Origin of the sequence: Aquisphaera insulae, from assembly GCF_011064615.1 — a bacterium.
In the GTDB taxonomy this organism is placed as follows: Bacteria; Planctomycetota; Planctomycetia; order Isosphaerales; family Isosphaeraceae; genus Aquisphaera; species Aquisphaera insulae.
The window spans coordinates 45,250-69,496 of the sequence record NZ_JAALJH010000052.1; the positions used below are offsets into that span (position 1 = coordinate 45,250).

Below are 24,247 nucleotides of genomic sequence, written 5' to 3' on the forward strand. Positions count from 1 at the left end.
GGGCAACCCCGGAACGCCGCGGGGCGGCATGTGATGGCCAGGAATCGAGCCCCGGAGGATCGTCTCACGTGGACCCGCAACCGAAGGCCGTCGTCCTCCTGAGCGGCGGGCTCGATTCCGCCACGGCGCTCGCCGAGTCGAAGGCGGCGGGCTTCACGCCCTCCGCGCTCACCATCTCCTACGGCCAGCGACACGCGGTGGAAATCCAGGCCGCCCGCAACGTCGCCCGGTCCATCGGGGTCGCACGCCACATCGAGCTCGAGATCGACCTGCGAGCCTTCGGCGGCAGCGCCCTGACCGCGGACATCGACGTCCCCAAGGACCGCCCGGCGGATGAGATGGCCCATGGCATCCCCATCACCTACGTCCCCGCCAGGAACACCGTCTTCCTGTCCCTGGCCCTGGCCTGGGCCGAAACCCTGGGCGCCTTCGATCTTTTTGTCGGCGTCAACTGCGTGGATTACTCGGGTTACCCGGATTGCCGCCCCGAGTACCTTCGGGCGTTCGAGGAGCTGGCCCGGCTGGCAACCCGGGCGGGCGTCGAGGGGGCGGGGCGGTTTCGAGTCCATGCCCCGCTGATCAAGATGACGAAGGAGGAGATCATCGCTCGCGGCCTGGGGCTCGGCGTCGACTACAGCCTGACCCACAGTTGCTACGACCCCAGCCCGGAGGGCCTGGCCTGCGGCCGCTGCGATTCCTGCCGCATTCGCCTGGATGCTTTCGGCCGCCTGGGCGTGGTCGACCCCGCCCGCTACGCGGGAAAGCACTGAACCCCGCCGGACGGCCGAATTGGAGCCGCGGCGGGGCCCTTTTCCGGGGTCGTCGCCGGAATAGGTGCAAGGCTCTTTCTTTTTTCGCCGCAAGTGGTTAGCATGCTGCCATGGTCAATGCAATGAGGTCTTCTCAGGAGATCGTCAATGCCCGAGTCCGTGGTCCATTTTCAGATCCGAATGCCTCCTCAGCAGCATGAGAAGCTGGCGTCCTGGGCGAAGGAGGAGAAGCTGTCGCTCAACCTCCTTGTCGTCGGCATTCTCGAGAAGGCCATGCACCAGCACAAGGAAGAGCCTGCGTCCAAGCCCGGTGGGGCTCACTCTGCGAAGTGACGCCCTTGCCGTTCCTCATCGCCCCGCGGAGTGCAGACTCCGCGGTGACGAAAAAAAGAGAAGCCCCGGCCGGGATGCCGGGGCTTCTCTTTTTAGCTGGCCGGTGGAGACGGTCCCCCATCCTCACCAGTAGACCCACTCGAACGGGGGCGAGCCGACCTCGATCTCGCTGCTCTTGACGTTGAACTCGTCGCCGCGGCGGATGAAATCCAGCCGGAGGGTCTTGTACTTGACGACCGGCTTGCCGGTGCTGGGGTCCTGGACCTCCTTGTAGCCGTCCGACAGCCCCCGCACGTAGATGCTGAACCGATCGGACTTCCGATTCCAGGTCTCCCAGGTCGCGACCCCGAACAGGGCCTCGTCGACGCCCTGCTTGGTGCTGGGCGGGATCATGCCCATGATGTTCACCGCGCCCTGGACGTCGATCGAGGCATCGTTGTGCGCCCGGATGATCGGGATCGCCTCGGGGATGACCTGGTCGTCGTAGCGCTTGCCTTCCTCGTCCACCATGGTGAACTGGGGGACGAACATCCGCGGCTTGCCGGTCCGGTTCACGACCTTGTAGTAGAGGTAATAGACGAGCTGCCGCCCCTTGCCCGGGATCTCCACGGTCTGGATCCGCACGGGCTTGTAGGCGAAGTTGAGGATCCAGATCCCTTCCTTGTCCCTCGGCAGGACGGACGAGTCCACCCACTCGAGGTTATAGCTCCGCTTGCTATCTTTCGTCACGGGGATCGTCTTCGCCTTCGGCACCAGCTCCGCCGGAGGGATCGGATCGGGGGAGGGGAGCGCCTCTTCGGGTTTGCCGGCGGCGGCCGGTGCCTGGGCGGGTGCCTCGGCCGTCTTGTCCTGGCCGCGGGCCGGCTGGCCGAGGGAGGCCCATGCGAGGCCCATCATGGGCAGCCAGACCAGGCTCGTCCGCTTCAATAACGTGGACACGGGACAGTCTCCTCGACCGAGAGGGAAGTCCAGGGGGTTCCAGATGAATGCATGACCGGGCAGGGGAGACCGAGAGGTGACGGAACGCGCCGGGCCGCGAAGAACGTGCCCGAATCCGCCCGAGCCGTCAAGTCGGGTTCCGTCGTAGGTAATCTAGCAAACCCGGGCAAATCATGCAATTTTGGCATACATTGACGGCCCGGGATCTCTCGGGAAAGCCTTGTCTCAGCGATCCGAAGGGGTTGCAACGAATTTTAGGGTGGTGCTACTCTAGGGCCAAGACCCGTAAGAAATCTCGGCTCCACGGAGAGGATAGCGATTCCATGGTCTGGTTGAGAGGGATCGCGGCGACATGCCTGATGGTGGCCCTTGCGCCCGGGGCGCGGGCGGGGTTCGAGACGCTGGTCCTCAAGGACGGGCAGCGGATCACCGGCGAGGTCGTGGCGGAGAAGCAGAACGCCCTGTACGTGGACCTCGGGTACGACCTGCTCCGGATCCCGAAGGATCAGGTGGTCCGTCGGGCGAGCGCGGCGGAGGCCGACCGGATCGCGCCCGCGACGGCCGGGGGCGTGGAGCCGGATCCGTCCGGCCTCTTCTCCACGGGCATGCTCCGCGCCACGCCGATGAAGGAGCTGGTGGCCCGGTTCGGCGAGGCCGTGATCTCGATCGAGACCCCGTCCGGGAAGGGCTCGGGCTTCATCATCAACAAGGATGGATATGCCATCACGAACTCGCACGTGATCCAGGGGGAGACCCGGATCGTGGCGATCCTCTACCAGAACGCGGCGGGGGGCCTGGCCCGCCGCCGGCTGGAGGACGTGGAGATCGTGGCGATCAACCCGTTCTTCGACCTGGCCCTGATCAAGGTGCCCCTCCCGCCGGACCTGAAACTGAATTACCTGGTGCTGGGTAATGGAGAGGACGTGAACACGGGGGACTCGGTCTTCGCCGTCGGCAATCCGCTCGGCCTGGAGCGGTCCGTGACCCAGGGGATCGTCAGCAGCCGGAGCCGGAACCTCCAGGGCCAGCTCTACCTCCAGACGGACACCGCCATCAACCCGGGCAACTCCGGCGGGCCCCTGTTCAACGCGCGTGGCGAGGTCATCGGGGTGACGAGCCGGGGGGCCAGGGCGGACATGGCGGACAACCTGGGCTTCGCCATCCCGGTCTCCTACGTGAAGGATTTCCTCCGGCATCGAGAGGCGTTCTCCTTCGACAAGTCGAACCCGAATAGCGGCTATCGCTACCTGGACCCGCCCCGCCGCCAGCGGGCCGACGCCCCCAAGGGCCTGGCCCGTCCTCGTGAAAACTCCGCGACCCAGCCGGCGGCGGCGAAGCCCGCCAGCGCCTCGACGGCCGAGCGCCGGTAGGGTCCGCCCCGCGACCACGCGTCGAGCCCCTCGGACCAAGGATGCAAGGGTAGTAATGACCTCACGGATCGAGACGCATTCGCCGGTCACCGTCGGCGACAGCCCAGGCTCGGAGCCTGGCGGGCGTCCGATGTTCCCGGCCGGAAAGACCGGTTTCGTGTCGAGTTTCCCGGGGCCGGTGAGCCGCGGGGTGCCCGGAATGGATTGGAGTTTCAAGTGATGCAAACGGCGAAGCGGGCGATTCTTCGCCTGTCCCTCGCGGGCTGGATGGGTCTGACTCTGAGCGGTCTCTCCGGACCGATGGCCGGCGACGCCCGGGCCGCGGCTCCCCCGGAGCAGGTCCTCCCCGACTCCACCGTCTTCTTCGCGAAGGTCAGCGACGTCAGCAAGTTCCGCGAGGCTTTCAAGCAGAGCCAGTACGGCCAGCTCTGGAACGACCCCGCCATGGGGGCCCTCCGCGACGACATCAAGGACAAGCTCAAGAACGCCAGCAACACCCTCAAGGAGAAGATCGGCGTCACCCTCAAGGAGCTGCTCGACATCCCCCAGGGGGCCGTCGGCATCGCCGCCGTGGCCCAGGACACGCCCGAGCTGCCGATCGCCCTGGCGATCATCGCCGACGCCGGGTCCAACGCCGCCCGGATGACCGAGGTCCTGGAGCGGAGCACCAAGCAACTCGAGGGTGCCGGCGCCAGGGTCTCGACCGAGGACATTCCGGGAGGGAAGCTCCATGTCATCCAGACCCCGCCGCCGAAGAACGGCGAGGAGGGCAAGCCGGCGCGGCCCCAGCCGCCGCTCGTCTGGACGTCGGCCGGGACCACGTTCCTCATCGGCAGCAGCACGAACGTGATCAAGGACCTGGCCAGCCACGGCGAGGGCCGCAGCACCGGCTCGCTCGCCTCCGTCGAGTCGTTCGCGAAGACCCAGGCCAAGACCGGCGCCGCCGACTCCCAGGCGTTCTGGTTCCTGGACATCGCCAAGGTCCTCAAGCTCGTCAACAAGGCGAATGCCGGCGGGGGCGAGGCCCAGGCGCAGCAGGTCGAATTCCTGATCAACGAGCTGGGCATCAACGGGCTCAAGTCGGTGGGCGGCACCCTGGCCCTCAACTCCGGCAACTACAACAGCATCACCAAGACCTTCTTCCTGGCCCCCCAGCCCGTGCAGGGGCTGCTCAAGGTCTTCACCATGCCGGCGGTCAGCCTCCACCCCGAATCGTGGGTCCCCGCCGGCGTCGCCAGCTACCAGACCTTTAGCTGGGACCTGGACGCCGCCTACACCGCCATCAACGACCTCGCCAACAAGTTCCAGCAGGGCATGCTGAACGTCCTCGAGCAGCAGCTCGCCGGCCCCGAGGGGGGCGCGCCCCTGAGCTTCCAGAAGGACCTCTTCGGGCCGCTCGGCGACCGGATCACCATGATCAGCGACTTCAAGAAGCCGATCAAGGAAGACAGCCAGCGCGTCCTGGTGGGCGTGGCCCTGGAGGATTCCAAGGCCTTCTCCGGCACCCTCTCCCGGCTCATCGAGCTGGCCGGCGCCACCCCCAAGAAGCGGGACTTCCAGGGGACCACGATCTATGACTTCGACATGCCCGTGCCGACCATCCCCGGCCAGCCCGAGGGGGCCCAGGTCCAGGCCAACCTGCGGGGGCCGATCAGCGTGGCGATCGCCAAGGAGACGCTCTTCTTGACCACGGACGCCAGCCTGCTGGAGCAGATCCTCCGGCCCGGCGTCGTCCCGCTCGCGGAGAGCCCCCAGTACCAGACCATCGCCAAGGAGATCCCGGCCAAGGCCAGCGGCATCACCTTCGTCCGGCCCGACGAGCAGGCCCGCCTCTCCTACGACATGATCAAGAGCGGCCAGTTCGAGAAGGCCCTCCGCGCCGGCATGGCCGCCAGCGCCTCCCGCGCCGGCCAGGCCCCGCCGGAGATCCCCCAGATCATCGACCCGGCCAAGCTCCCGGACTTCAACGTCTTCGCCAAGTACCTGACCCTGGGCGGCAGCTACAGCGTCAGCGACGACGACGGCTTCATGTCCACCGGGTTCACGCTCCGTCGCACCAACCCCTGAGCGATCTGTCCAGCTCGCCGCCGGCGCCCTCGGACGCCGGCGGCGGTTCGCCCTCCCTGGCGGCGAGCCCACCGAGATCGGGCTCCCCGCCGCCTGTCCTCCCGGAGTCCACCTCTTGGCGGACAACCCGTCCCCAGCGCCTTCCGGTCGCGTCATCCGGCTTCGCCGGGTCCGGACGCACAACCTCAAGGGGATCGACCTCGATCTGCCGGCGGGGGCGCTGATCGTCGTCACCGGCGTGAGCGGCGCGGGGAAAAGCTCGCTGGCGTTCGACACCCTCTATGCCGAGGGGCAGCGGCGGTACGTCGAGACCTTCTCGGCCTACGCCCGCCAGTTCCTCGAGCCGCTCGAGAAGCCCGACGCGGAGCGGATCGAGAACATCCCCCCCGCGGTGGCCGTCGCCGGCCGCGAGTCGCTGCCGTCCCCCCGGAGCACGGTCGGCACCATCGCCGAGGTCCACGAGCACCTGGCGCTCCTCTTCGCCCGGATCGGTGCCGTCCGATGCCTGAATTGCGGCCGTCCGGTCAGCCCCGCCACGCCGGCCGGGGTGGCCGACGCGATCGATGAGCTGCCGGAGGGGACCCGCTACGAGATCGCCTTCCCGGTCGAGATCCTGGCGACGAGCGACCCGGCGGCCATCGCCCGCTCCCTCGTCGAGGACGGCCTGACGCGTGCCCGCCTGGCGGGCCGGCTCCTGGACCTGACCGCCGAGCGGCCCGAACCGCCGGCGGCCGGGGCGCCGGCCGTGGCCCTGGACGTGATCGTGGACCGGCTCCAGCGGGGCAAGGATGCGCCCGGGCGACGGCTCGACTCGATCGAGACCGCCTTCGCGCGGGGCCTGGGCCGGTGCCGGATCCTGCCGGTCGATTCGGCCTCGGGGGACGCGCTTACGTTCGTCCGCGGCTGGCGCTGCGCCGCGTGCGGGACCGATCACGTCGAGCCCCGGCCGGAGCTCTTCCGGTACACGAGCTCCCTGGGCGCCTGCCGCCGCTGCGAGGGCCTGGGCGAGGTCACCGAGACGGACCTCGGCCGCGTGGTCCCGGACCCGCGGAAGAGCCTCCGCCAGGGTGCGATTGCCCCGTGGGCCGGCGCCGCGCACCGGGCCAACCTGGAACAACTGATCGCGGCCGCGCCGCGGCTCGGCCTGCCGCTCGACGTCCCGTTCGAGGACCTCTCGCTGGCCCAGATCGCGACCATCCTGGACGGCGACTCGGCGGCCGGATTCCCCGGCCTGCGGGCCTTCTTCGCCCGGCTGGAGAAGGCGTCGGGGAAGCCGTCGATCCGGGCCTTCCTGGGGCGCTGGACGAGTCGCAGCCCCTGCCCGGATTGCCGCGGCGCCAGGCTCCGCCCGGAGGCCCTGGCCGTGAAGGTGGAAGGGCTGAGCATCGCCGAGCTGTCGGCCCTGTCGGTCCGCGACGCGCGGGCGCGGATCGAGGGTTGGCACGAGCTCGAGGCCAACGAGATCGCCGGGCGGATCCTCCGCCAGGTCCGGACGCGGCTGGAGTATCTCGGCGAGATCGGCCTGGATTATCTCACGCTCGATCGTTCGGCCCGTTCCCTCTCCGGCGGCGAGCTCCGGCGGGCGTCGATGACCCGGACCCTCGGGACCGGCCTGGTGAACACGCTCTACGTCCTCGACGAGCCGACGATCGGCCTCCATCCCCACGAGGTCGGCCGGCTCGTCGCCGTCCTCCGGCGGCTCCGCGACGCCGGCAACACGCTGGTGGCCGTGGAGCATGAACACTCCGTGATCCGGGCCTCCGACCACGTGATCGACCTGGGCCCGGGGGCCGGCGAGGCCGGCGGCAACCTCCTCTACGAAGGGCCCCTCGGCCCGTTCGAGGCGGCGGCCGGCTCGGTCACCAGCGACTTCCTGTTCGGCCGCAAGCGTGTCGAGGTCCCCGCGAAGCGGCGCAGTCCGTCGGACGCGAAGGGGTTCCTGGTCCTGGACGGGGCGCGCGGGAACAACCTCAAGGATCTCCGCGTCTCGTTCCCGCTGGGCGTCTTCTGCGTGGTGACGGGGGTCAGCGGGGCGGGCAAGAGCACCCTCGTCGAGCAGACGCTCTACCCGGCCCTGCGGGCGCGGCTCCATCGCGAGTCGCTGCCGGCGGAGCCGTACGACGGCCTCGAGGTCCGGGCCGCCCGGCCCCCCGAGGAGGCGGTCCTCCTGGACCAGTCGCCGATCGGCCGGTCGGGCCGGTCCAACCCGGTCACCTATCTCAAGGCGTTCGACGAGATCCGCCGGACGTTCGCCGCGACCCACGAGGCGAAGCTCCGGAACTACGGCGCCGGTATGTTCAGCTTCAACGTCGAGGGGGGCCGGTGCGGGACCTGCAAGGGAGACGGCTACCTGGCGATCGACATGCAGTTCCTGCCCGACGTCCTGATGCGCTGCCCGGACTGCCGCGGCACGCGATATCGGCCGGAGGTCCTGGAGATCGCCTACCGGGGCCGGAACATCGCGGAGGTCCTCGACCTGACCGCCCGCGAGGCCTTCCTTTTCTTCCGGCATCGCCGCAAGATCCAGGCGAAGCTGCGGCCTCTCCTCGACCTCGGCCTGGACTACCTGAAGCTCGGCCAGCCGGCCGCCACGCTCTCCGGCGGCGAGGCCCAGCGGCTGAAGCTCGCGGGCTTCCTGGGCGGATCGAAGGCCGCGCTCAACCGGGCGGCGAACATCGCGCCGGCGATCTACCTCCTGGACGAGCCGACCGCGGGCCTGCACCCGTTCGACATGCTCAAGCTGATCGACGCCCTGAACGCCCTGGTGGACCTGGGCCATTCGGTGATCGTGATCGAGCACAGCCCGGAGTTCATGGCGTGCGCGGACTGGATCATCGACCTGGGCCCCGGGGCCGGCGAGGAGGGGGGCCGGGTCGTCGCCGAGGGGACGCCCGAAGGCGTGAGCCGGTCGGGATCGCCGACGGGCGAGATCCTGGCCGGGACGCTCGGATAAGGCTCCTAACCTGGTGGAATGACGATGCGGACGTGCCGAAGGCCCTCTCGAACGACCGAGACTGCGGGTCGTGTCGAATCGCGAAAGCCACTGTCTCATGGTAAAGTGATGGACGTGGAAGGTGCCAGTTCGCGGTCCTCCATCACAACGCGAGTTGGAAGCAACGTGAGCAGACGGCATCCCGGAGAGCCGGACCATGAGCACGTCCGTTGTGACGAATGATCTGTACACACCTGATGACCTTCTCTCCATGCCCGACGGCAAGGGAATCGAGTTGGTACGAGGTCGGCTGCTGGAGCATACAATGGGCGCCGAATCCTCCTGGGTCGGTGGCAGGTTGTTCGGGCGCCTGGATCGGTTCGTCGAGGAGCATGACTCCGGATGGCTCTTTCCGGCCGAGACGGGTTACCAGTGTTTTCCTCACGACCCGACCATGGTCCGGAAGCCCGACCTCTCCTTCATCAGGAAGGATCGCTTGCCCCAAAGCACGGTCCCCACCGGCTGGATCACCATCCCGCCCGACCTGGCCGTCGAGGTCGTCTCTCCAAACGATCGAGCCTCCGAGTTGGAGGACAAACTCGCGGACTATCGTTTGGCGGGCATCCCGCTGGTCTGGGTGATCTATCCCGACTCACGTTCGGTCCTGGTGCATCGGCGGGACGGAACGTTGGCCCGGCTGCTCGAAACCAATAGCCTCGCGGGCGAGGACATCCTCCCGGGTTTCGCGTGTCCGATACGGGAGATCCTTCCGGCGCCGACCGCGGTGAGATCACGTCGTGGCGGATCAGGTGGTCAGCCCCCGTCCGACGGTTGAATGAGACGCCCGTACGAACCTGTGCGAGGTCCGAAGTCTCTGCGATATCGAGAGGGAATCCCGCAAGCCCGTACGATCGCGGGCGGAGTGCGGCACGCCCCGGCGGGGCCGATCCCATCGTCGTAAGCAAAGGGCAAAACAGCCATGGGCCAGGGTGGAGGATACGGCGGGCCGCTCGAGCGGGCGGGGACCTGTGCCTGGAGGATCCCGAGGTCCTACCGCGAGGACATGCGCGTCGACGGCCTGATCTTCGCCGACGACACGCTCATCGAGCAGATCAAGAAGGACCAGGGGCCGGAACAGGTCGTGAACGTGGCGACCTTGCCGGGGATCCAGAAGGCGTCGCTGGCGATGCCGGACATCCACTGGGGCTACGGCTTCTGCATCGGCGGCGTGGCGGCCACCGACCCGGAGCAGGGGGGCGTGATCTCGCCGGGGGGCGTCGGCTACGACATCAACTGCGGCGTCCGGCTGCTCCGCACCAACCTCGAATGGGCCGACATCAAGGACCGCATCCGCCCGCTCGTGGACAGGCTCTTCGACGACATCCCCACCGGGATGGGCCAGCGCGGGCGGTTCGTCTTCAACAAGGGCGAGCTCGTCCGCCTGATGGAGCAGGGGGTCTCGTTCGTCGTCAAGAAGGGCTACGGCGAGGCGCGGGACATCGAGTTCGCGGAGGCGGGCGGACGGCTCGACGGGGCCGACCCGGGCCGCGTCAGCGATCGCGCCATCGCCCGGGGCGCGGAGCAGTGCGGGACGCTCGGCTCCGGCAACCACTTCCTGGAAATCCAGGTCGTCGATCGCGTGCTCGACGCCCACGCCGCAGAGGTGATGGGCCTGCGCGAGGGACAGGTTACCGTGTTGATCCACTCGGGCTCCCGCGGACTCGGCTACCAGGTCTGCGACGACTACCTGAAGGTCTTCAAGAACGCCCCGAGGAAGTATGGCTTCAGCCTCCCGGACTGGCAGCTCGCGTGCGCCCCGGTCCGGAGCCCGGAAGGGCAGGACTACCTGGGGGCGATGCGGGCCGCGGCCAACTACGCGTGGTGCAATCGCCAGCTCCTGACCCACCAGGCCCGAGAGGTCTTCGCGGCGGTCCTCGGCAAGCCGTGGGAGGCGCTCGGGATGGAGCTCGTGTATGACGTGGCGCACAACATCGCCAAGTTCGAGGACCACGACGTCGGCGACGGCGTGCGGAAGGAGGTCTGCGTCCACCGCAAGGGGGCGACCCGGGCCTTCCCGCCGGGCCATCCCGAGGTCCCCGCGCCCTACCAGGAGGTCGGCCAGCCGGTGATCATCCCCGGCAGCATGGGGACGGCGAGCTGGGTCCTGGCCGGCCAGCCCGGATCGATGATCCACTCGTTCGGCACGAGCTGCCACGGCGCGGGGCGGATGATGAGCCGGACCGCCGCCGTCCGGCTCGCCGAGGGGCGGCGGATCGACCGCGAGCTCGACGCCCTCGGCATCATCGCTCGCGCCCGCGGCCACAAGGGCCTGGCCGAGGAACAACCGGCCGCCTACAAGGACGTCGACCTGGTCGTGGACGTCGTGGATCAGGTGGGGATCTCGAAGAAGGTCGCCAGGCTGAGGCCGGTGGGGGTGATCAAGGGATGATGACGCGGAACCCGCTACTCCTCAGGTCACCTGCAAGCAACCCAGGCGTCAATTCCCTACGCAAGATCGAGCTGGAATGGACGTCGAGATGACGCCGACCGAGATCCACCCCCGAGTTCACGTCCTGCTCGCCGGGGACGCACCGCTCGGCGTCGTCATCCGGCGCGGGCCGTCGAAGCGGGTCTGCACGCTGCTCTGGGACCGGACGACCGACGAGTTCCAACTCGGCCAGTGGTTGCACGGGCGTATCTATGAGCGGCGCAGCGACCTGTCCCGGGATGGGAAGCACCTGATCTACTTCGCCATGAACGGGGACTGGAACGGGGAGGCGAAGGGCTCGTGGACGGCGATCTCGAGGGCCCCCTACCTCAAGGCCGTGACGCTGCTGGCCAAGGGGGATTGCTGGCACGGCGGCGGCCTGTTCACCGGCAAGGGATACTGGCTCAACGACGGGAGCGGCCACACGCCGTTCCGCGACTCGCGCGAGCTACGCCGCGACCTCAAGTTACGGCCGAGCACCTACTACGGCGGCGAATGCACCGGCGTTTACTATCCGCGGCTGCAGCGGGATGGCTGGACGCTGATCCGGCACGAGACGCTCGCCAGGCGGAAAGCGCAGACCGTGTTCGAGAAGCCGGCACCCGGAGGCTGGACGCTCCGGAAGATCGCCCATGAGGAGGCCGGCTCCCCGCCCGGCAAGGGTTGCTACTGGGACGAGCACCAGCTCGACGGCCCGAACGGGACGCTCGCCCGCCCGGAGTGGGAATGGGCGGAGGTGGATGGCGACCGGTTGGTCTGGGTCGCAGGCGGGAAGCTGTTCGCGGGGAGGGTGGGCGCACACGGGATCGACGAGGTCGAGCTGCACGATTTCAACGGCATGAAGTTCCAGCCGATCGAGGCCCCGTACTGAGGCGGTTCACGTTACGCTGGCCAGCGGGATCGTTCCGCGCGAGGGTCGCGGCAGGGGGTGAGCCTCATCACGACCGCGATCCTCAACGAGCGACCCCCGGGACCAGCCTCGGCTTGCCGACCTGGAACGGCATGGCCGGGGCGTCCTTGTTGATGCGGGCCTCGCCCGTGGCGACGTCCAGCGTCCATTCCCGGGGCTCCGGGAGCCGGAGCTTGCCGTCGCCGATCTCGAGGGGCATCCAGAGATACCGCGAATCCCACTGGCTACGCGGCTTCCACATGTCGGCCATGAAGATCACGCTCGTCGTCTTCGAGCCGACGACCTTGAGCATCATCGTGGACTGCGCGTTGTAGGTGTTCGTCTCGAGGGGCGCGAAATAGCGGAACTCCGACCACGGCCCGCTGAGCGATTTCGCCGTCGCGTAGACATTGCAGTTCGGATCCCAGCCGGTCAGGGCCGAGCCGATGGCGTAATAGAGGCCCTGGTAATGGACGAGGGCACCCCCCTCCAGGGGGGCACGGATCAGGATCACGTCCTCCTGGACGTCCAGGTAATCGTCCGAGAGACGGGCGATGTGGAAGCCGTTGGGACGGTCCTCGAAGATGAGATAGGCGGATCCGTCGTCGTCGATGAACTGGCCGATGTCGCGGGACTCGTGCCCGAGCGGGCGGAAGTGCTTGACGAAACGATACGGCCCCTCGACGACGTCCGACACCGCCACGCCGACCCGGGCCTGCGCGTAGTCGTTCGAGCCGGGCTTGTCGGAGACCGGGCCGTCGAGGTGGACGTACATGACGAACTTGCCGGTCCGGGCGTTGTGAAAGACCTTGGGCCGCTCGACGATCAGCGCCCGGCCCGGATAGTCGCTCGGTCGTGACGCGATCGGCGGGGTGGGCGTCCCGGTGGCGGCCATCTGGAAGGCCAGCCCCCGGAAGCTCCAGTGCCCCAGGTCCCGCGACGCGTAGCAGGATACGGCGCGGAGGTTCGGGTCCAGGTCGCGGCCGCGATACTCGCCGAACCAGTAATAGGTGCCGTCGAGCCGGAGGATCCCGCCGCCGTGCGCCTGGACGTGCTCTCCGCGATCGTCGGGCCAGACGGCACCCGGGATGATCGTCACCGTCCCGGTCGCGGCCACCCGCTTCGGCGGCTCCCCGGCCTGGACGCGTCCCGAGAGGCTGGCGATCAGCGCGACCGCCGTCACGATGGCGAAGCAAGGGATGATTCGGCCTGGGAACATGGTGGGACTCCGATGACTCGGCTCCGGGCTGTTTCGGCCCAGTCTGATCGTGCCGGGAGTCGCGGTGAGGATCAAGGCCCCTGGGGCGGAACTTGTTTGGCTCATCCGTTTGAAGCGCGCGCCCCATGGAATCGGACGTGCCGAAGCGAGCGTTGTCCGCACTCGATCTGGACGCGAACGATGGGTGGCCGTGGTGGAAGCGCAGCGACACCATGGAGGGCTGGCCGGCGGGACGGTTCGATCGCGTGCCGATCCGATCCCGTGGCATCGCCTTCGGCTCTACCACGGCCACCCGGCCGCCTGCGATCTCGCGATGTCTCATGCCGGGGCCACAGCCCCGATGGCTCGAGGACCGGCCCTCGCCTCCGCGACGTCGCCGCACTCCGACACGGCCGAGGTCTTCACCCCGGGACGAAGGACATGTTCGATTCGGATGGCGGCGGCCCGATGTCGGTGGCCGGAGGCCGGAGGCCACAGGGCGGATCGCCGGTGGGCGTCGAACCCGTGGCATCCGGCGCCCTCACACGCAGTCCACGAGCTTGCCCCGGATGGCGGCTTTGAAGCCGATGAGCCCCGCAGGCTTCACTCCGGGCGGCTCGCTCCGCGCCGAGCCGGTCCGGCACAACTGCTCCAGCGTGGCCGCGAACCCATCGGCCAGCGACTTGAGCTGCCCGACGTCCGTGACCCCCTCGCGCACTTCGAGGACGAGCATGTCCACGTCCGGGGGGAAGTCGGGTTCGGCACCGATGGCGAACCGCCACGGCTTGTCCTGGACCTCCATGGAGAACCTTCGCCGCGCCCCGATCAACTCACGGAACCTCGGTTCGGCGAAGAGGGTTCGCAACCGGTCGTCGTCGTTCCCGGTGATGACGAACGCCTCGGTGCATTCGGGGAAGCCCACGTCGACCGGCCGCCACAGGCCGAGCTTCCTGGCCAGGCGCGTGAGGAAGTCGGTGGAGTGGACCGAGAACCGGAACCCGCCCGGGTTCGAATAGGGTGCGTAAAGCTGAGTAAACGTCCTCTCATGCTCACGGGTATAGCCACCGATGCTGACGATCCAGGGGCCGGCCCGGGCGTGAACGGTGCCGTAGGAGTGGACCCAGCGGTCGCCGATTCGGATCGTCCGCCGATACGGCCCGTCGCCCGGGTGGTACTCGGCCTCGATCTCGCGGCTGAACCGCTGCAAGACCTCGTCCATGTGGAAGCACGGATCGGACAGGCCCATCGTGACCCCTCCCCGGATTTCGCCCGATTGCCGGTCGATCGCCGCTCCGTTTCTGGAACGGGATGCCGCCATCTCGTGGGAAAATGTGCTCAACCCAACCGATCGCCCAGTTTCCGTCTCGCCTCGTTCAAGATCAACGGCCTCGATCGGGTCGCCAGGGGCATTCTGATCGTGCGCCGCGAGACGTCGCGGATCTTCAGCGGGTGCAAGTCCCACCTAGGAGGTCGGAGAGGTTGGTGGGCAGGTACTTAACAGGGGTGAGCTGGGGGAGATCGATGGCCAGCGGGCATTGCGGGATCAACAAGCCGATCGGCTGCCAATGGCTCGCTTGCCTCAGCCTTCCTATTGTACGTGCGTTGACGCAGGTCCCTGCTGCTTGGCTTCCTTGGGTTCATTGCCTTCCTTGGGTGCCTGGCCATTAATCCTATTGCTTCGCCAGAACTCACTTGGGGCAATCCCAAGTATCAAGAAAGCCGGGTGGGACCGTTCCCCCGGTGAGAGACTATATCGGGCGCTTCGGTCGCTGACGCACCCGGGACTTAATCTGCAAGTCTCTCACATTCCAGTTCAGCGTCTGCATCCTCCGTACCATCTCGTTGTACACCGGTGCCTTCCCGTGTGGGTCTCGAATCGTGATGATGAGCACGACATCCTGCTCGGCGATCGACTCGCCGGACCTGGCCAGCATGTCGAGCCTTAGTCGCCAGACCTTCTCGGCCGGCAATCGGCGGAACCTCCGATAGTAGAGTTTCAGGGGCGACCACTTGTATCCTTGCTTGACGAGGCTCTCCTCGAGACCCTCACTGGGACCTTCCGGGAAAGGATGGACCTCCCTATGGACCTGCCTGTCGAAGTCTTCCGGTTCGTCCGGTGTGTCCATCAGCGTACCAAGCGAGGCTTTGACGTTGCATCGGCAATACTCAAAGCCCTGCTCCTGGTCTACCGGCGGATGGTAAAGGAGCGTCATGAAGACCTCGCCGCTCATCAACTTCCGGTCCCCAGCCAAGCACACCGGCATCGGGAAACGTTCCTTGATAAAGTTGAGCCCCGACTTGACCGGCACCTCGAAGACAATGGTAGCAGCCGACTGAACGGAATTCATGACGGAGCCGAGGTCAGAGGGGCGGCCGAGCCCGGCGTACTTCAACCTCTGCGAATCGGGTAACTGATTCCCGATGAATGCGGAGTGGATGAGGAGCCCCTTGGTGAGCAGGCTGGCATGGGACGTGGGATCGGTCTGCAGCTCCGAGAGCACATTGGCAGTGAGCATGGAAACCAGCGGACAGGCAAAGCTCGTCCCTATGTCTTCAGCGATGCTCCCCGAACCGTCCACCGAGATTATCCCAGTTTGGATAGATTTGGCTTCGGAGTCACAGTTGCCTCCGTAGAGAGACACCTCTGGCTTGATCAGGTAGGCCGGACCCGGACCGCGCCGCGAGAACGGTGAAGGTTCTTCGGGGCGTACTCGCGTGCTGTTCGTCGCGATATGTGCCAGCGAGCCGACGGTGATGGCATGCGTCGAGTCAGCTGGAGGGCAGATGCGATCGGCCTCTCCAATCCCGAGCTCAGGTGGCCAGCCGCGTAGTGGTGCGGTTTCGTAGTTCCCAGCGGCAACAACAAAAAGCACCGAGTGTTTTCTTGACCGCTCGTCGAGCGCGGCGGCGAGATCGGAGAACGCGGCGTCCTCGCAAGGAGTGCCACCGCTCAGCGATAGGTTCCACACTTTCACATAGGGGAATTTTTCGAGCGCAACGTCGATTGCCGTGATCAGCTGGAATTCTGAGATGCCCCGGCGGTCCATCGCGACCACGTCGACAATCTTGCATGGCCCATCCGGGAAACCGGGGTGCTGATGGTTAAGCCGATGGCCGTGGATTATGAGGCCGGCGACGAACGAACCGTGTCCATGGTCCTGAAACTCGGGCCTGACTAGCTCGTCGTAGCGTTCGTGAACCCAAGCCTGTAAGTATGAGTTGTTCGGGTCGGTGCCAGAGTCTATGATCCCCAGGATCGGATAGTCGACCCCCTTCACCGGTGCAGGGAAATGGCTGGACGTCAGGGCCTCCAGCTTTCTCGAAGCGGTCTTTACTGGATAAAATTCCGGGAAAGGAGTCAGGGTGCGAAGGATGCCGCGAAGTCCAAGGATCTGCCTTACGGCGTGCTGTTTTAGGTTTCTTATTTTATATATTCTCATGTTAGGCGCGTAGTCCAGGGGATCGACACCGTTGATCCCCGCAGCGCTCAAGACTCGGTGGAACCGGCGATCGGCGGCGACGTCGTCGGCCGGGGAATGATGGCGGAATAAACGAGCTTTGAGAGGCCGCTGTTCCGCTTCTGCCGCCGTCTCGATCGCGTGTAGGGAGTTACCGCCGAGCACATCTTCCACGGTGTAAGGCAGGATGGTTTCGATTGTTGAGATGGCAGCCCTGATCGGCTTGGTATCCCCGGAGTCGATGGTCCTTTGCAGTCGCTCGATGCCGAGCGGGCTAATACTGACGAGCAACTGCCCTAAGCTCTCGCCGCCGATGATCGGGCAGGTCTCCTGGTTGAGGAGGTCAGTCGGGCGGTGCGTCTTCGCCAATGCGTCCCGTCTGAGTTCGACCTTAGCAACCAGCGGGAACCTCTCCGCCGAACTGAAATCGTCGCGAAAATACTCTTTGACCTGAGTAAGGCGATTCGAGAGCTGCTCTCGCAACTCCTCGGTCACTGGGACGATCTCCCTCTTGCGCTTTTTCGGAGGCGCCGGCGGGCGATAGTCCGAGTTCCAGGGAGCTACGACCTTGATGGGGAGCGCGTCGGCCTCGCGTGCCACGGCTATTATCGCCTTTTCAAGAGGGTAGAAATGTAGGGCTGAGACACTCCGAAAATCTTGGCGAGCCTAACCTGCGTGAAGGTCTTGGGGGCAATTGCCTTGAGGGTCTTTACACGATCTTTGATGCCTTCCTTCATCTCAGCTGTCTCAGGCTTCAACGCCAACGCAGACTCTACGGCTTCCCCCAAACCGATTTCCTTCCGCTGGGCCAGAATCGCGTTACGCCTGCATTCTCCGATGATGAGCTTTATCTGGGCTCCCGTAAAGCCGGTCGTCATCGTGTGCAGCACGTCCTTCAGGTCGGATGTAAAGAAGCCTCCGAGAAATTCCACGATCATTGCGGCTCGTGCCTCGTCATCTGGCTCTGAGAGCTCGAGCTTAGTCGTGAATCGCCTCCAGATGGCCGGATCCAAGAGATGCTCGTGATTCGTGGCAGCTAGGATGATGCGATCCTTCGGCATGGTGTCCATGTTTTGAAGTAGGGAGATAACGACACGTTTCAATTCACCGAGTTCCCCGGCATCATCCCTCATCTTCGCCAGCGAGTCGAATTCGTCCAAGAAAAGCACGCAATCGTGAGACTTTACGTAATCGAACAACCCCCTCAAGTTCTTGGCTGTGCTCCCAAGATATGACGAGATGAGGCCATCGACTCGGGCTGTGACGAGCGGGAGTTCGACCTCGGAAGCGATGAAGCTGGCCAATTGGGTCTTCCCGCAGCCGGGCGGCCCGAAGATCAGCATGGTCGGTGACACCGCGACTCCGTCCATCGAGAGCCTGTCTGTGGCTCGATAATAAGCCAGGAAACGGTCCACCGATCGCGTGGCCTTGGACGAGAGGAACATCTTGACCGAACCCTTCGGCCATTCGGTTACCTCCGCAGTCGAAAGGCCCGATTCCGAGTCCACCGGGAGCGCCTCGCGAGCGATTGACTTTGGCGCAAATCGAGCTGGCTGCAACTTCGCCGATTTGGAACTCTTGGCGGTCCTTCTCAGGCGTTTCGCATACTCGGCTTGGCCGTCCTTCTCCAGCATTAAAGCCAGCTGCTCCGTGTAGGCGGCCGCCATCTCGGCGTCACCTTCGGTGGCCGCCTCGACGATCTTGCTGATGCAGAATAGGTATTCCGGGGACATTGCGTTCTCCTCTACGGTTTCTTTGTTATATCCTAGGCGTCTATCGTTATCTAGTCAACGAGATCTGTGATATTTTTTCTAGGATCGATTATATTTCGTTGCAGGCCGATCGGATCTCGATCCCGAGACTCACGCTGGTCGCGGATGGACGCAGATCACCTCGCAGGTAGATCGAATGGGTCGTTCATTCCCGGTTTCGCAGGGAGCCCGATGGGGACATAGCGGTAGAAAAGGCTCGATTGGCCGCTGTGCCGGCGTCCGGGATCGTCACCGTGAAGGTGCGGGTTATCATGACGGACACCTTCTCGCAGATTCCGCGTGCGGTTCTCCGCACCCCAGGACCAACTGGCGAACGCGACGTGGCGGGATTGCTGCGATTGGAGACCGAGGCCGTCTTGCCGTGATTCGATGATCCGGCATGGGCGGAGCAACGGCCCGCCGGCCGTGGGATCGCTCCGCTCCTCTTCGGCCACCCATCCGCTCGCGGGGCATCGGCTCCTGGGACGACAACTCTCTGGTCCGGTCGCGGCGGCACGTATCGCTGCCTGAATCCCCAGGGACGGAGGGTTCGGCGGCCAGGCACTGGAGGGTTCGGCGGCCAGGCACTGGAGGGTTCGGCGGCCAGGAGGGTTCGGCGGCCAGGCACTTAAGGAGGGTTCGGCGGCCAGGCACTTAAGGGAGGGTTCGGCGGCCGAGGGTTCGGCGGCCAGGCACTTAAGGGGAGTAAGGTGGGGGAGATCGATAGCCAGCGGGTGTCGTGGGATCAACAAGCCGATTGGCTGGAAATGGCCTGCTCGCCTCAACTTTCCTGTCTTGCGTGCGTGGCTGCAGATCCCTGGCTGCAGATCCCATGTAGATCCCGTGTGAACCAAAGGGTTCGAATGCCCGCCATTTGGTCGGAGGTCACTCCCTTTCCATCGGGCAATTGCACCGGCCAAGGGACCAGGACTTCGCTCTTACCCCCTGGACCTGCCGATTGCCCAGGCGAGTAACGCCACCCAGATCACCGCGAACAGCACGGGAACCGCGAACGCCAGGGGGCGGGCTATCGACAGCCCGTCCGTCCGTCCGGGGCCCGCGAAACTGGCGACCGTCCGGCCATACTCCGGGACGGCCTGTCGGATAAGGGCGTGGACGTGGACGCAGTACCGCCAATGCCTGAGCTGGACCACGAGCCACAGCAGGGTGAACGCCAATGCGACGAGGATGAGCGGGACAAGGACCGCGAGAGCCGGCTCCTTGTTGTAGAGGATGGCGAAGACGCCGAGCAGCCCGACCTGCATCGCGGAGAAGAAGTTCATGCGGTCGTGGAACAGCCGCTCCTCGTGCATCCCGTGCTGCCAGAGGCGGTTGACCTCGTCCACAGCGGGCTGGGATTCGGGCAGGTCGGGTAGAACGGCCATGGCGCTTGACCTCTAGACTTCGGGGTCAGAGGAGTGTCGGTGGCCAAGGAGTGTCGGTGGCTAGGGGGGCGGTGGTCAAGGGGGGCGGTGGCCAAGGGGGGCGGTGGCCAGGAACTTAAGAGGAGTAAGGTGGGGGAGATCGATGACCAACGAGCATCGGGGGATCAACAAGCCGATTGGCTAAAAATGGCCCGCTTGCACCAATATTCCCGTCTCGCATGCATGGGTGCGTGTTCCTGGCCTGGTCACTCAAAGATCTCCCGACGGTGGGGCTTCCAAATCGTCGACCTCTGTTTCTAGCTGGCCAAGGAAAGGATATCGAGATTTCAGCCAACCAGCCAGGGATTCACACCATCGATCCTGGAAACCTTCAGCACGTACAACGATCGTCTTTCCGTCGGCAGCCGATGCAGCCTCATGATATACCAGGCGAGGCCGCTCAGTGTCGGATTCACACCACTGTGGTTCGATACGAGGCAAGACATCTCGAACCCATTGCTCGAGAGTCCCGTCTAGCAATTCAAGGCTATCACCAAACCAGTCTCCATCCGAATCCAGCAAGAGAACTCGCGGATCACCTTTGCCATGCTTCCTGAGGACAGGCATAAGAGTCTCATCCTCCGTTTCGACATCCTTCGATGCGGCATCCCAGTTCTTGACGCCCGCAAGGCCATGAATTCGACCGGGGGTGATCCATGAGGCTTCATGCGGAGTGAGCGGCCTCATTCGTCCGCTCTCAAATTTGACGAACAGTGCAAACCGGGACGCGGCCGTGGGGGCGCCTGGAATCGCCAGGTCAGAAGCGGCAACCATGAAGATGCGGCCACTAGCCGCCTGGATGCGGTGAAACCCCGCTTGTTGTCCTCGGTACAGGAGGAAAGGCTCATTCAACGTTGCCTTCTCCAGCTCGCTCAAGGATACCGGCTGCATGCTGCGTCGTCCCCCAGGAAAAGGCATCCTCATCAACCCAACAATGCCAATGCAGCACACCACGACCAGCACTCGCACCCATATGCGCCCTGCCTGCGACCCCAATACTGCGAGCTTGTCGCTCATGACCTGGCATCCCATTCAGCAAGCAGAGGAAGTCAAATCTCGTATACCCTCCGCCTTATCCCCAGCAGGCATCCACGCACTTCGACCCTGCGTTCCGAACATCTCCGGCTGATTATCTTTGATTTTGCCGGCGGCCCGCCTCGATGGGCGGCTCTTCATGAGTTTTCTACTGAGCGGAGTCGTCAGTTTCCGTCCATCCGGGGCGGCCGAGCACCAGGGCATCGATCGGGGGGCCGGTTGACTCGTATCCCTCCAAGGCTCCGATCAGGACTCGTAAGGCGATCTCAGGGGCGCTGTCGCCCATGTCGGCCCGGATGAGAGCGGAATCGGTGGCCCCGTCGAACTTAACCTTATCGGCGGAGTGAGTACCGACACCACCAAGGCCGCCGTATGACCCGAGCAATAACCAGGCATCAACCAAGGCGGCCAATTGCTCCTGCTCCTCCTCGCCGAGCGTCCGTCCGAAGTAGATCGTCGCGACGAACGAGTCCCACTCGTCGACGGGCAGAGCGAGCACGGGGAATCTCCGCGATTCGAACCCGGGATAGGACGCCGCGCCGGGCGGGACGTACCCGACCGGCCCCGCCGGTGCGGGGCGTTTCGAGTCGCCATGGGACCGATCCCGGGGGAACCCGACCAGCACCGGCTCGCCGCGAGCCGGGCCGATCATCGCGTCGAGGAACTCCGACGACGCCCCGAAGAAGACGCCAGTGACCACGTGGACATCCTCGCCGAAATCGAGGATGGCGAGGGCTAGCCAGTTGAGCGTGTCTTGCCCCGACCGGCTGGCGTCGAGGAGGAACCGAGCCCTGGTGCCGCTGAACTCGATGCCCGGCGAGGCGAGCGAGACGGGGCCGTCGTCGAAGGCGCCGCGCTCGGCTGCCGTCCTCGCCCAGGTGGAGATGGCGCCGACGAACGCCTCGCGGACCGCCTTGCTGACCCTGGTCCGGAATGCCACGGTGGCCTCCAGGTGGGCAAGCTCGAACTCGCCGGGAGCGGGTGGACGGATCGTGCCCTGGCCGACCATGAAGCTGTCTTCCGTCCTGAGCTTCTCCTGGTATGCCACTGGGTATTGGATGCAGTAATAACGCTTCGGGGTGAAGGGGCCGAGGGTTTGGAATACATACGCGCCATCGATCCCACAACCCGGGGCGGCGCATGACCTGAATGCGTCGCCCAACTCGTCGCCCCCGACCCTGGCTCCATCGATCTCGACCGCCCCATTCGGGAAGCGGCGCACCGGTCCGCCGTGGGCGAGGAATCGGTCGAGGAACTCCCGGAATTCCGGGCCGGACTGCAGGAGTTGTTCGGCCGCCGATCTGGAGAGCAGCCTGTAATAATCAAATTCCATCTGGCGCCTCGCACTTCTCGGCCGCGATTTCTCGGGATCTCATCGCCGGGCTTTACCGTGACCTTGGCCCGCGGCGATTCGGCCAGCGTCGGCCGGCCGCAACGGCCGAAAGCTCCGCCGTCGGCCCCTCCCGTCCGACCGCACTCACGTCGTTCGCCTCCGTCCCGCCCCCATCAATGTCCCACGTCTCGCGATCCGCTCCCCTCGGAAGAACCTCCGCCCGCTGCTTTTGACGTAAGTCGAGCGCCGCGCAACTTTCGTCGAAGGATCTTGACATCAGGCTCCACGGAGGATTTTTTCCGCTTTGACCGACCGGCCGCTCGGACAATCATGTCGGCGGGACGCGAGATCTTCAGGACGAGAAGTCAGCGAGAAATCAGAGGACGAGCGAGAAATCAGAGGACGCGCACTCAAGATAGAGAAGCCAGGGGAGCGGGGGAATGCTCTGCCTGAGCGGCTCGTCGATTTCGACTGCATGGCGGACAGAAGGCGACCATCGCGCGGACTCAGTGGCCATGTACGCTCCTTGGGGGCTTGGCCTTCAATCGTACTCGCCATCTTCTCCGCTTTGCCCGATCTACTCTCCTTGAGTGCCTGGCCATCAGTAGACTCTTCGCCGATCGGACGAGCTGCCACCGGTTCCTGGCCAATCAGTTCCGCCTGCTGCTCAGCTCGGCGGCCTACGTGCTGATGCAGGCGCTGCGGCGGACGGCGCTGGCGGAGACGGATCTGGCTCAGGCGCAGGTGGGGACGATCCGGCTCCGATTGCTGAAGGTGGCGTCGCGGGTGGTGGTCAGCGCCCGCCGGGTGATGTTCCACCTGGCGAGCAGTTATCCCTACCGGAAGATCTTCCAGGAGGTGCACGAGCGGTTGATCGGCCGCCCGCCGACGGCGGCCGTCGACGGGACCTGATCGGGGCGAAATCGGGGTGATCGAGCCGCCCCCGGCGTGGGGGTCAGGGGGAGGGTGTGCCCCGCGAGCCGGGCGGTGCCCCAGATCCGCCGAGATTAAATGAACACTTGCTTATTCGTCGTCAGGCGGCCGGCGTATGAAATATCCGGGTTAGCAGACAGGAGGCCTCCATTGAGTTCAGTGAAATGACATAGCGGCAAGAATTGAAATCAACTTTCCATAAGGTCCCTTCTCAATTTCCTTTCTCAGTTTTTTCAAAGCCTGAGCTTTGATGCGTTGGACGGACCGTGTCACCATACCCATTGACTCCGCAATCTCACGACAAGTTGAGGGAGATTGCGAGAATATCCGGGAAATCACATTGCGTTGACGGTCGTTCAAGCATCCCATCAACGAGTTTATTGATTCAGTTACGTGTCGCGTGTCTTCGTAGGCTCGGGACTTTTCCAGCCCCAAGTCTTCCCGTGTCGTGGCTTTCAAGAAGAAATCGTTGACGTTAGTCACCTCCTGGTCTCGCGTTCTTCGTCGAAACTCCAGCATGACATTCTTAGCTATCCCAATCGCGAATTTAATAGAGTCATCAATACTTACGGCATCTCCGAGCCTGTAAATTTTTGCATTTAGTCGAATCAAGGTTTCCTGGACCGCGTCGTCTACGTCCGCGGACTCGTGCAATTGCTTCCGTAAGAAGGGACGTACGGCATCGCGGAGTTGTTCCAAGCGCTCCGTGCCTTCCTTCGACTTCTTTTGCTTCGCCCGATGCCGCTCTTCGGAAAGTTCGGCGAATCTCGACGCGTACCCTCGTGCCGCTCTTCCGACCCGCTGGAATAGGCGATAATCACACGTTGAAGCCTCGGTCCCCGTCGAAATAACGACCGAAAGGCATCTCTCCGCGGTACGCGTGGTCACCGGGAACCCCTTCTTACGAGACGGGAAAGCCGGCTGAGAGCCCGTTTGAACGGTCGTCGTCGCAGTCGCTCTCCTTCTGAGCTCGACACAATGTCGCTTAGCCACCAAGCACATCGGTTGAAGTCTCGGGAAATACTGGTCAGTTCTCCGATAACGCGGCAAACTTGCCTCCAAGTCCCCTTCCGAGGATGAAGCAAGCAATTCCTTGACGGGAACCTCGACGGCATCCTTCAGCCTCATGCCACCGAAGCAGAGCCTTGCTATGAGAAGCTCCCTGGTATGGCTGCCCTCTTCGAGTGTAAGCAGCAGAGTTTCTAGCATCGCAACTCGTTGAGTCACGGCCTCGAAGTCTAAGGCTGATACCATGGGTGACGGCTTCTGAATTAGTCCATGCATTTATTTGGACCTCGCGAGCTTTTCTCTTCGCACCTCGACTAAG

Annotated in this window: 18 protein-coding genes; 9 read left to right on the forward strand and 9 right to left on the reverse strand. The window is 65.0% G+C overall.

What is annotated here, in order from left to right:
• The first annotated feature begins 68 nt into the window (after window positions 1-68).
• Both queC and G6O54_RS23825 read left to right on the forward strand, forming a co-directional pair.
• Window positions 69-770 carry a 7-cyano-7-deazaguanine synthase QueC gene (queC, locus tag G6O54_RS23820; RefSeq protein ID WP_165228789.1) on the forward strand — a complete coding sequence of 234 codons (702 nt, stop codon included), beginning with the start codon at window positions 69-71 and terminating at the stop codon, window positions 768-770.
• Between the two features lie 147 nt (window positions 771-917).
• Window positions 918-1,103: a toxin-antitoxin system HicB family antitoxin gene (locus tag G6O54_RS23825; protein WP_165228791.1), complete on the forward strand. Its 186-nt coding sequence runs from the start codon at window positions 918-920 to the stop codon at window positions 1,101-1,103.
• 123 nt (window positions 1,104-1,226) lie between these two features.
• On the opposite strand, the gene G6O54_RS23830 is transcribed toward G6O54_RS23825, so the two are convergent.
• Window positions 1,227-2,042, reverse strand: a complete 816-nt coding sequence (locus tag G6O54_RS23830; RefSeq protein WP_250847039.1) for a hypothetical protein — start codon at window positions 2,040-2,042, stop codon at window positions 1,227-1,229.
• Between the two features lie 323 nt (window positions 2,043-2,365).
• Here G6O54_RS23830 and G6O54_RS23835 point away from each other — a divergent pair, with 323 nt between their 5' ends.
• From G6O54_RS23835 to G6O54_RS23860, 6 genes are all read left to right on the forward strand, one after another.
• Entirely contained in the window at window positions 2,366-3,412 is a 1,047-nt protein-coding gene (locus G6O54_RS23835) for a S1C family serine protease (protein WP_165228793.1), read from the forward strand.
• Window positions 3,413-3,631: 219 nt separating this feature from the next.
• Complete coding sequence (locus G6O54_RS23840; protein WP_165228795.1) at window positions 3,632-5,479, forward strand: hypothetical protein; 1,848 nt, start codon at window positions 3,632-3,634, stop codon at window positions 5,477-5,479.
• 115 nt (window positions 5,480-5,594) lie between these two features.
• Window positions 5,595-8,432 carry an excinuclease ABC subunit UvrA gene (gene uvrA, locus G6O54_RS23845; protein WP_250847040.1) on the forward strand — a complete coding sequence of 946 codons (2,838 nt, stop codon included), beginning with the start codon at window positions 5,595-5,597 and terminating at the stop codon, window positions 8,430-8,432.
• 196 nt (window positions 8,433-8,628) lie between these two features.
• Window positions 8,629-9,246 carry a Uma2 family endonuclease gene (locus G6O54_RS23850; RefSeq protein WP_256369001.1) on the forward strand — a complete coding sequence of 206 codons (618 nt, stop codon included), beginning with the start codon at window positions 8,629-8,631 and terminating at the stop codon, window positions 9,244-9,246.
• Window positions 9,247-9,390: 144 nt separating this feature from the next.
• A complete protein-coding gene (locus G6O54_RS23855) occupies window positions 9,391-10,860 on the forward strand; it encodes an RtcB family protein (RefSeq protein WP_165228799.1) in 1,470 nt (489 codons plus the stop codon).
• A gap of 76 nt (window positions 10,861-10,936) precedes the next feature.
• Entirely contained in the window at window positions 10,937-11,770 is an 834-nt protein-coding gene (locus G6O54_RS23860) for a hypothetical protein (protein WP_205679014.1), read from the forward strand.
• Window positions 11,771-11,852: 82 nt separating this feature from the next.
• Here the strand turns inward: G6O54_RS23860 and G6O54_RS23865 are convergent, their stop codons facing one another.
• The 7 genes from G6O54_RS23865 to G6O54_RS23895 all read right to left on the reverse strand — a co-directional run bounded on the left by G6O54_RS23865 (window position 11,853) and on the right by G6O54_RS23895 (window position 21,987).
• Window positions 11,853-13,007 carry a family 43 glycosylhydrolase gene (locus G6O54_RS23865; protein ID WP_165228801.1) on the reverse strand — a complete coding sequence of 385 codons (1,155 nt, stop codon included), beginning with the start codon at window positions 13,005-13,007 and terminating at the stop codon, window positions 11,853-11,855.
• Between the two features lie 520 nt (window positions 13,008-13,527).
• Window positions 13,528-14,232, reverse strand: a complete 705-nt coding sequence (locus G6O54_RS23870) for a hypothetical protein (RefSeq protein ID WP_165228803.1) — start codon at window positions 14,230-14,232, stop codon at window positions 13,528-13,530.
• Between the two features lie 502 nt (window positions 14,233-14,734).
• Window positions 14,735-17,044: a S8 family peptidase gene (locus G6O54_RS23875; protein WP_165228805.1), complete on the reverse strand. Its 2,310-nt coding sequence runs from the start codon at window positions 17,042-17,044 to the stop codon at window positions 14,735-14,737.
• A 5-nt stretch (window positions 17,045-17,049) separates the two neighbouring features.
• On the reverse strand, window positions 17,050-18,177 hold the full coding sequence (locus tag G6O54_RS23880) for an AAA family ATPase (protein ID WP_165228807.1): 1,128 nt from the start codon (window positions 18,175-18,177) through the stop codon (window positions 17,050-17,052).
• Between the two features lie 956 nt (window positions 18,178-19,133).
• The gene (locus G6O54_RS23885) at window positions 19,134-19,580 is read right to left on the reverse strand and encodes a RipA family octameric membrane protein (protein WP_165228809.1); all 447 of its coding nucleotides are present in this window, start codon (window positions 19,578-19,580) and stop codon (window positions 19,134-19,136) included.
• A gap of 249 nt (window positions 19,581-19,829) precedes the next feature.
• On the reverse strand, window positions 19,830-20,636 hold the full coding sequence (locus G6O54_RS23890; RefSeq protein ID WP_165228811.1) for a hypothetical protein: 807 nt from the start codon (window positions 20,634-20,636) through the stop codon (window positions 19,830-19,832).
• A 166-nt stretch (window positions 20,637-20,802) separates the two neighbouring features.
• Window positions 20,803-21,987 (reverse strand): hypothetical protein, encoded by a 1,185-nt coding sequence (locus G6O54_RS23895; RefSeq protein WP_165228812.1) that lies wholly within the window; start codon window positions 21,985-21,987, stop codon window positions 20,803-20,805.
• Between the two features lie 534 nt (window positions 21,988-22,521).
• Between G6O54_RS23895 and G6O54_RS23900 the strand changes: the two genes are divergently transcribed.
• Window positions 22,522-22,899, forward strand: a complete 378-nt coding sequence (locus G6O54_RS23900; RefSeq protein ID WP_165228813.1) for a transposase — start codon at window positions 22,522-22,524, stop codon at window positions 22,897-22,899.
• A gap of 177 nt (window positions 22,900-23,076) precedes the next feature.
• Here the strand turns inward: G6O54_RS23900 and G6O54_RS23905 are convergent, their stop codons facing one another.
• Complete coding sequence (locus tag G6O54_RS23905) at window positions 23,077-24,174, reverse strand: sigma-70 family RNA polymerase sigma factor (RefSeq protein WP_165228814.1); 1,098 nt, start codon at window positions 24,172-24,174, stop codon at window positions 23,077-23,079.
• Between the last annotated feature and the right edge of the window lie 73 nt (window positions 24,175-24,247).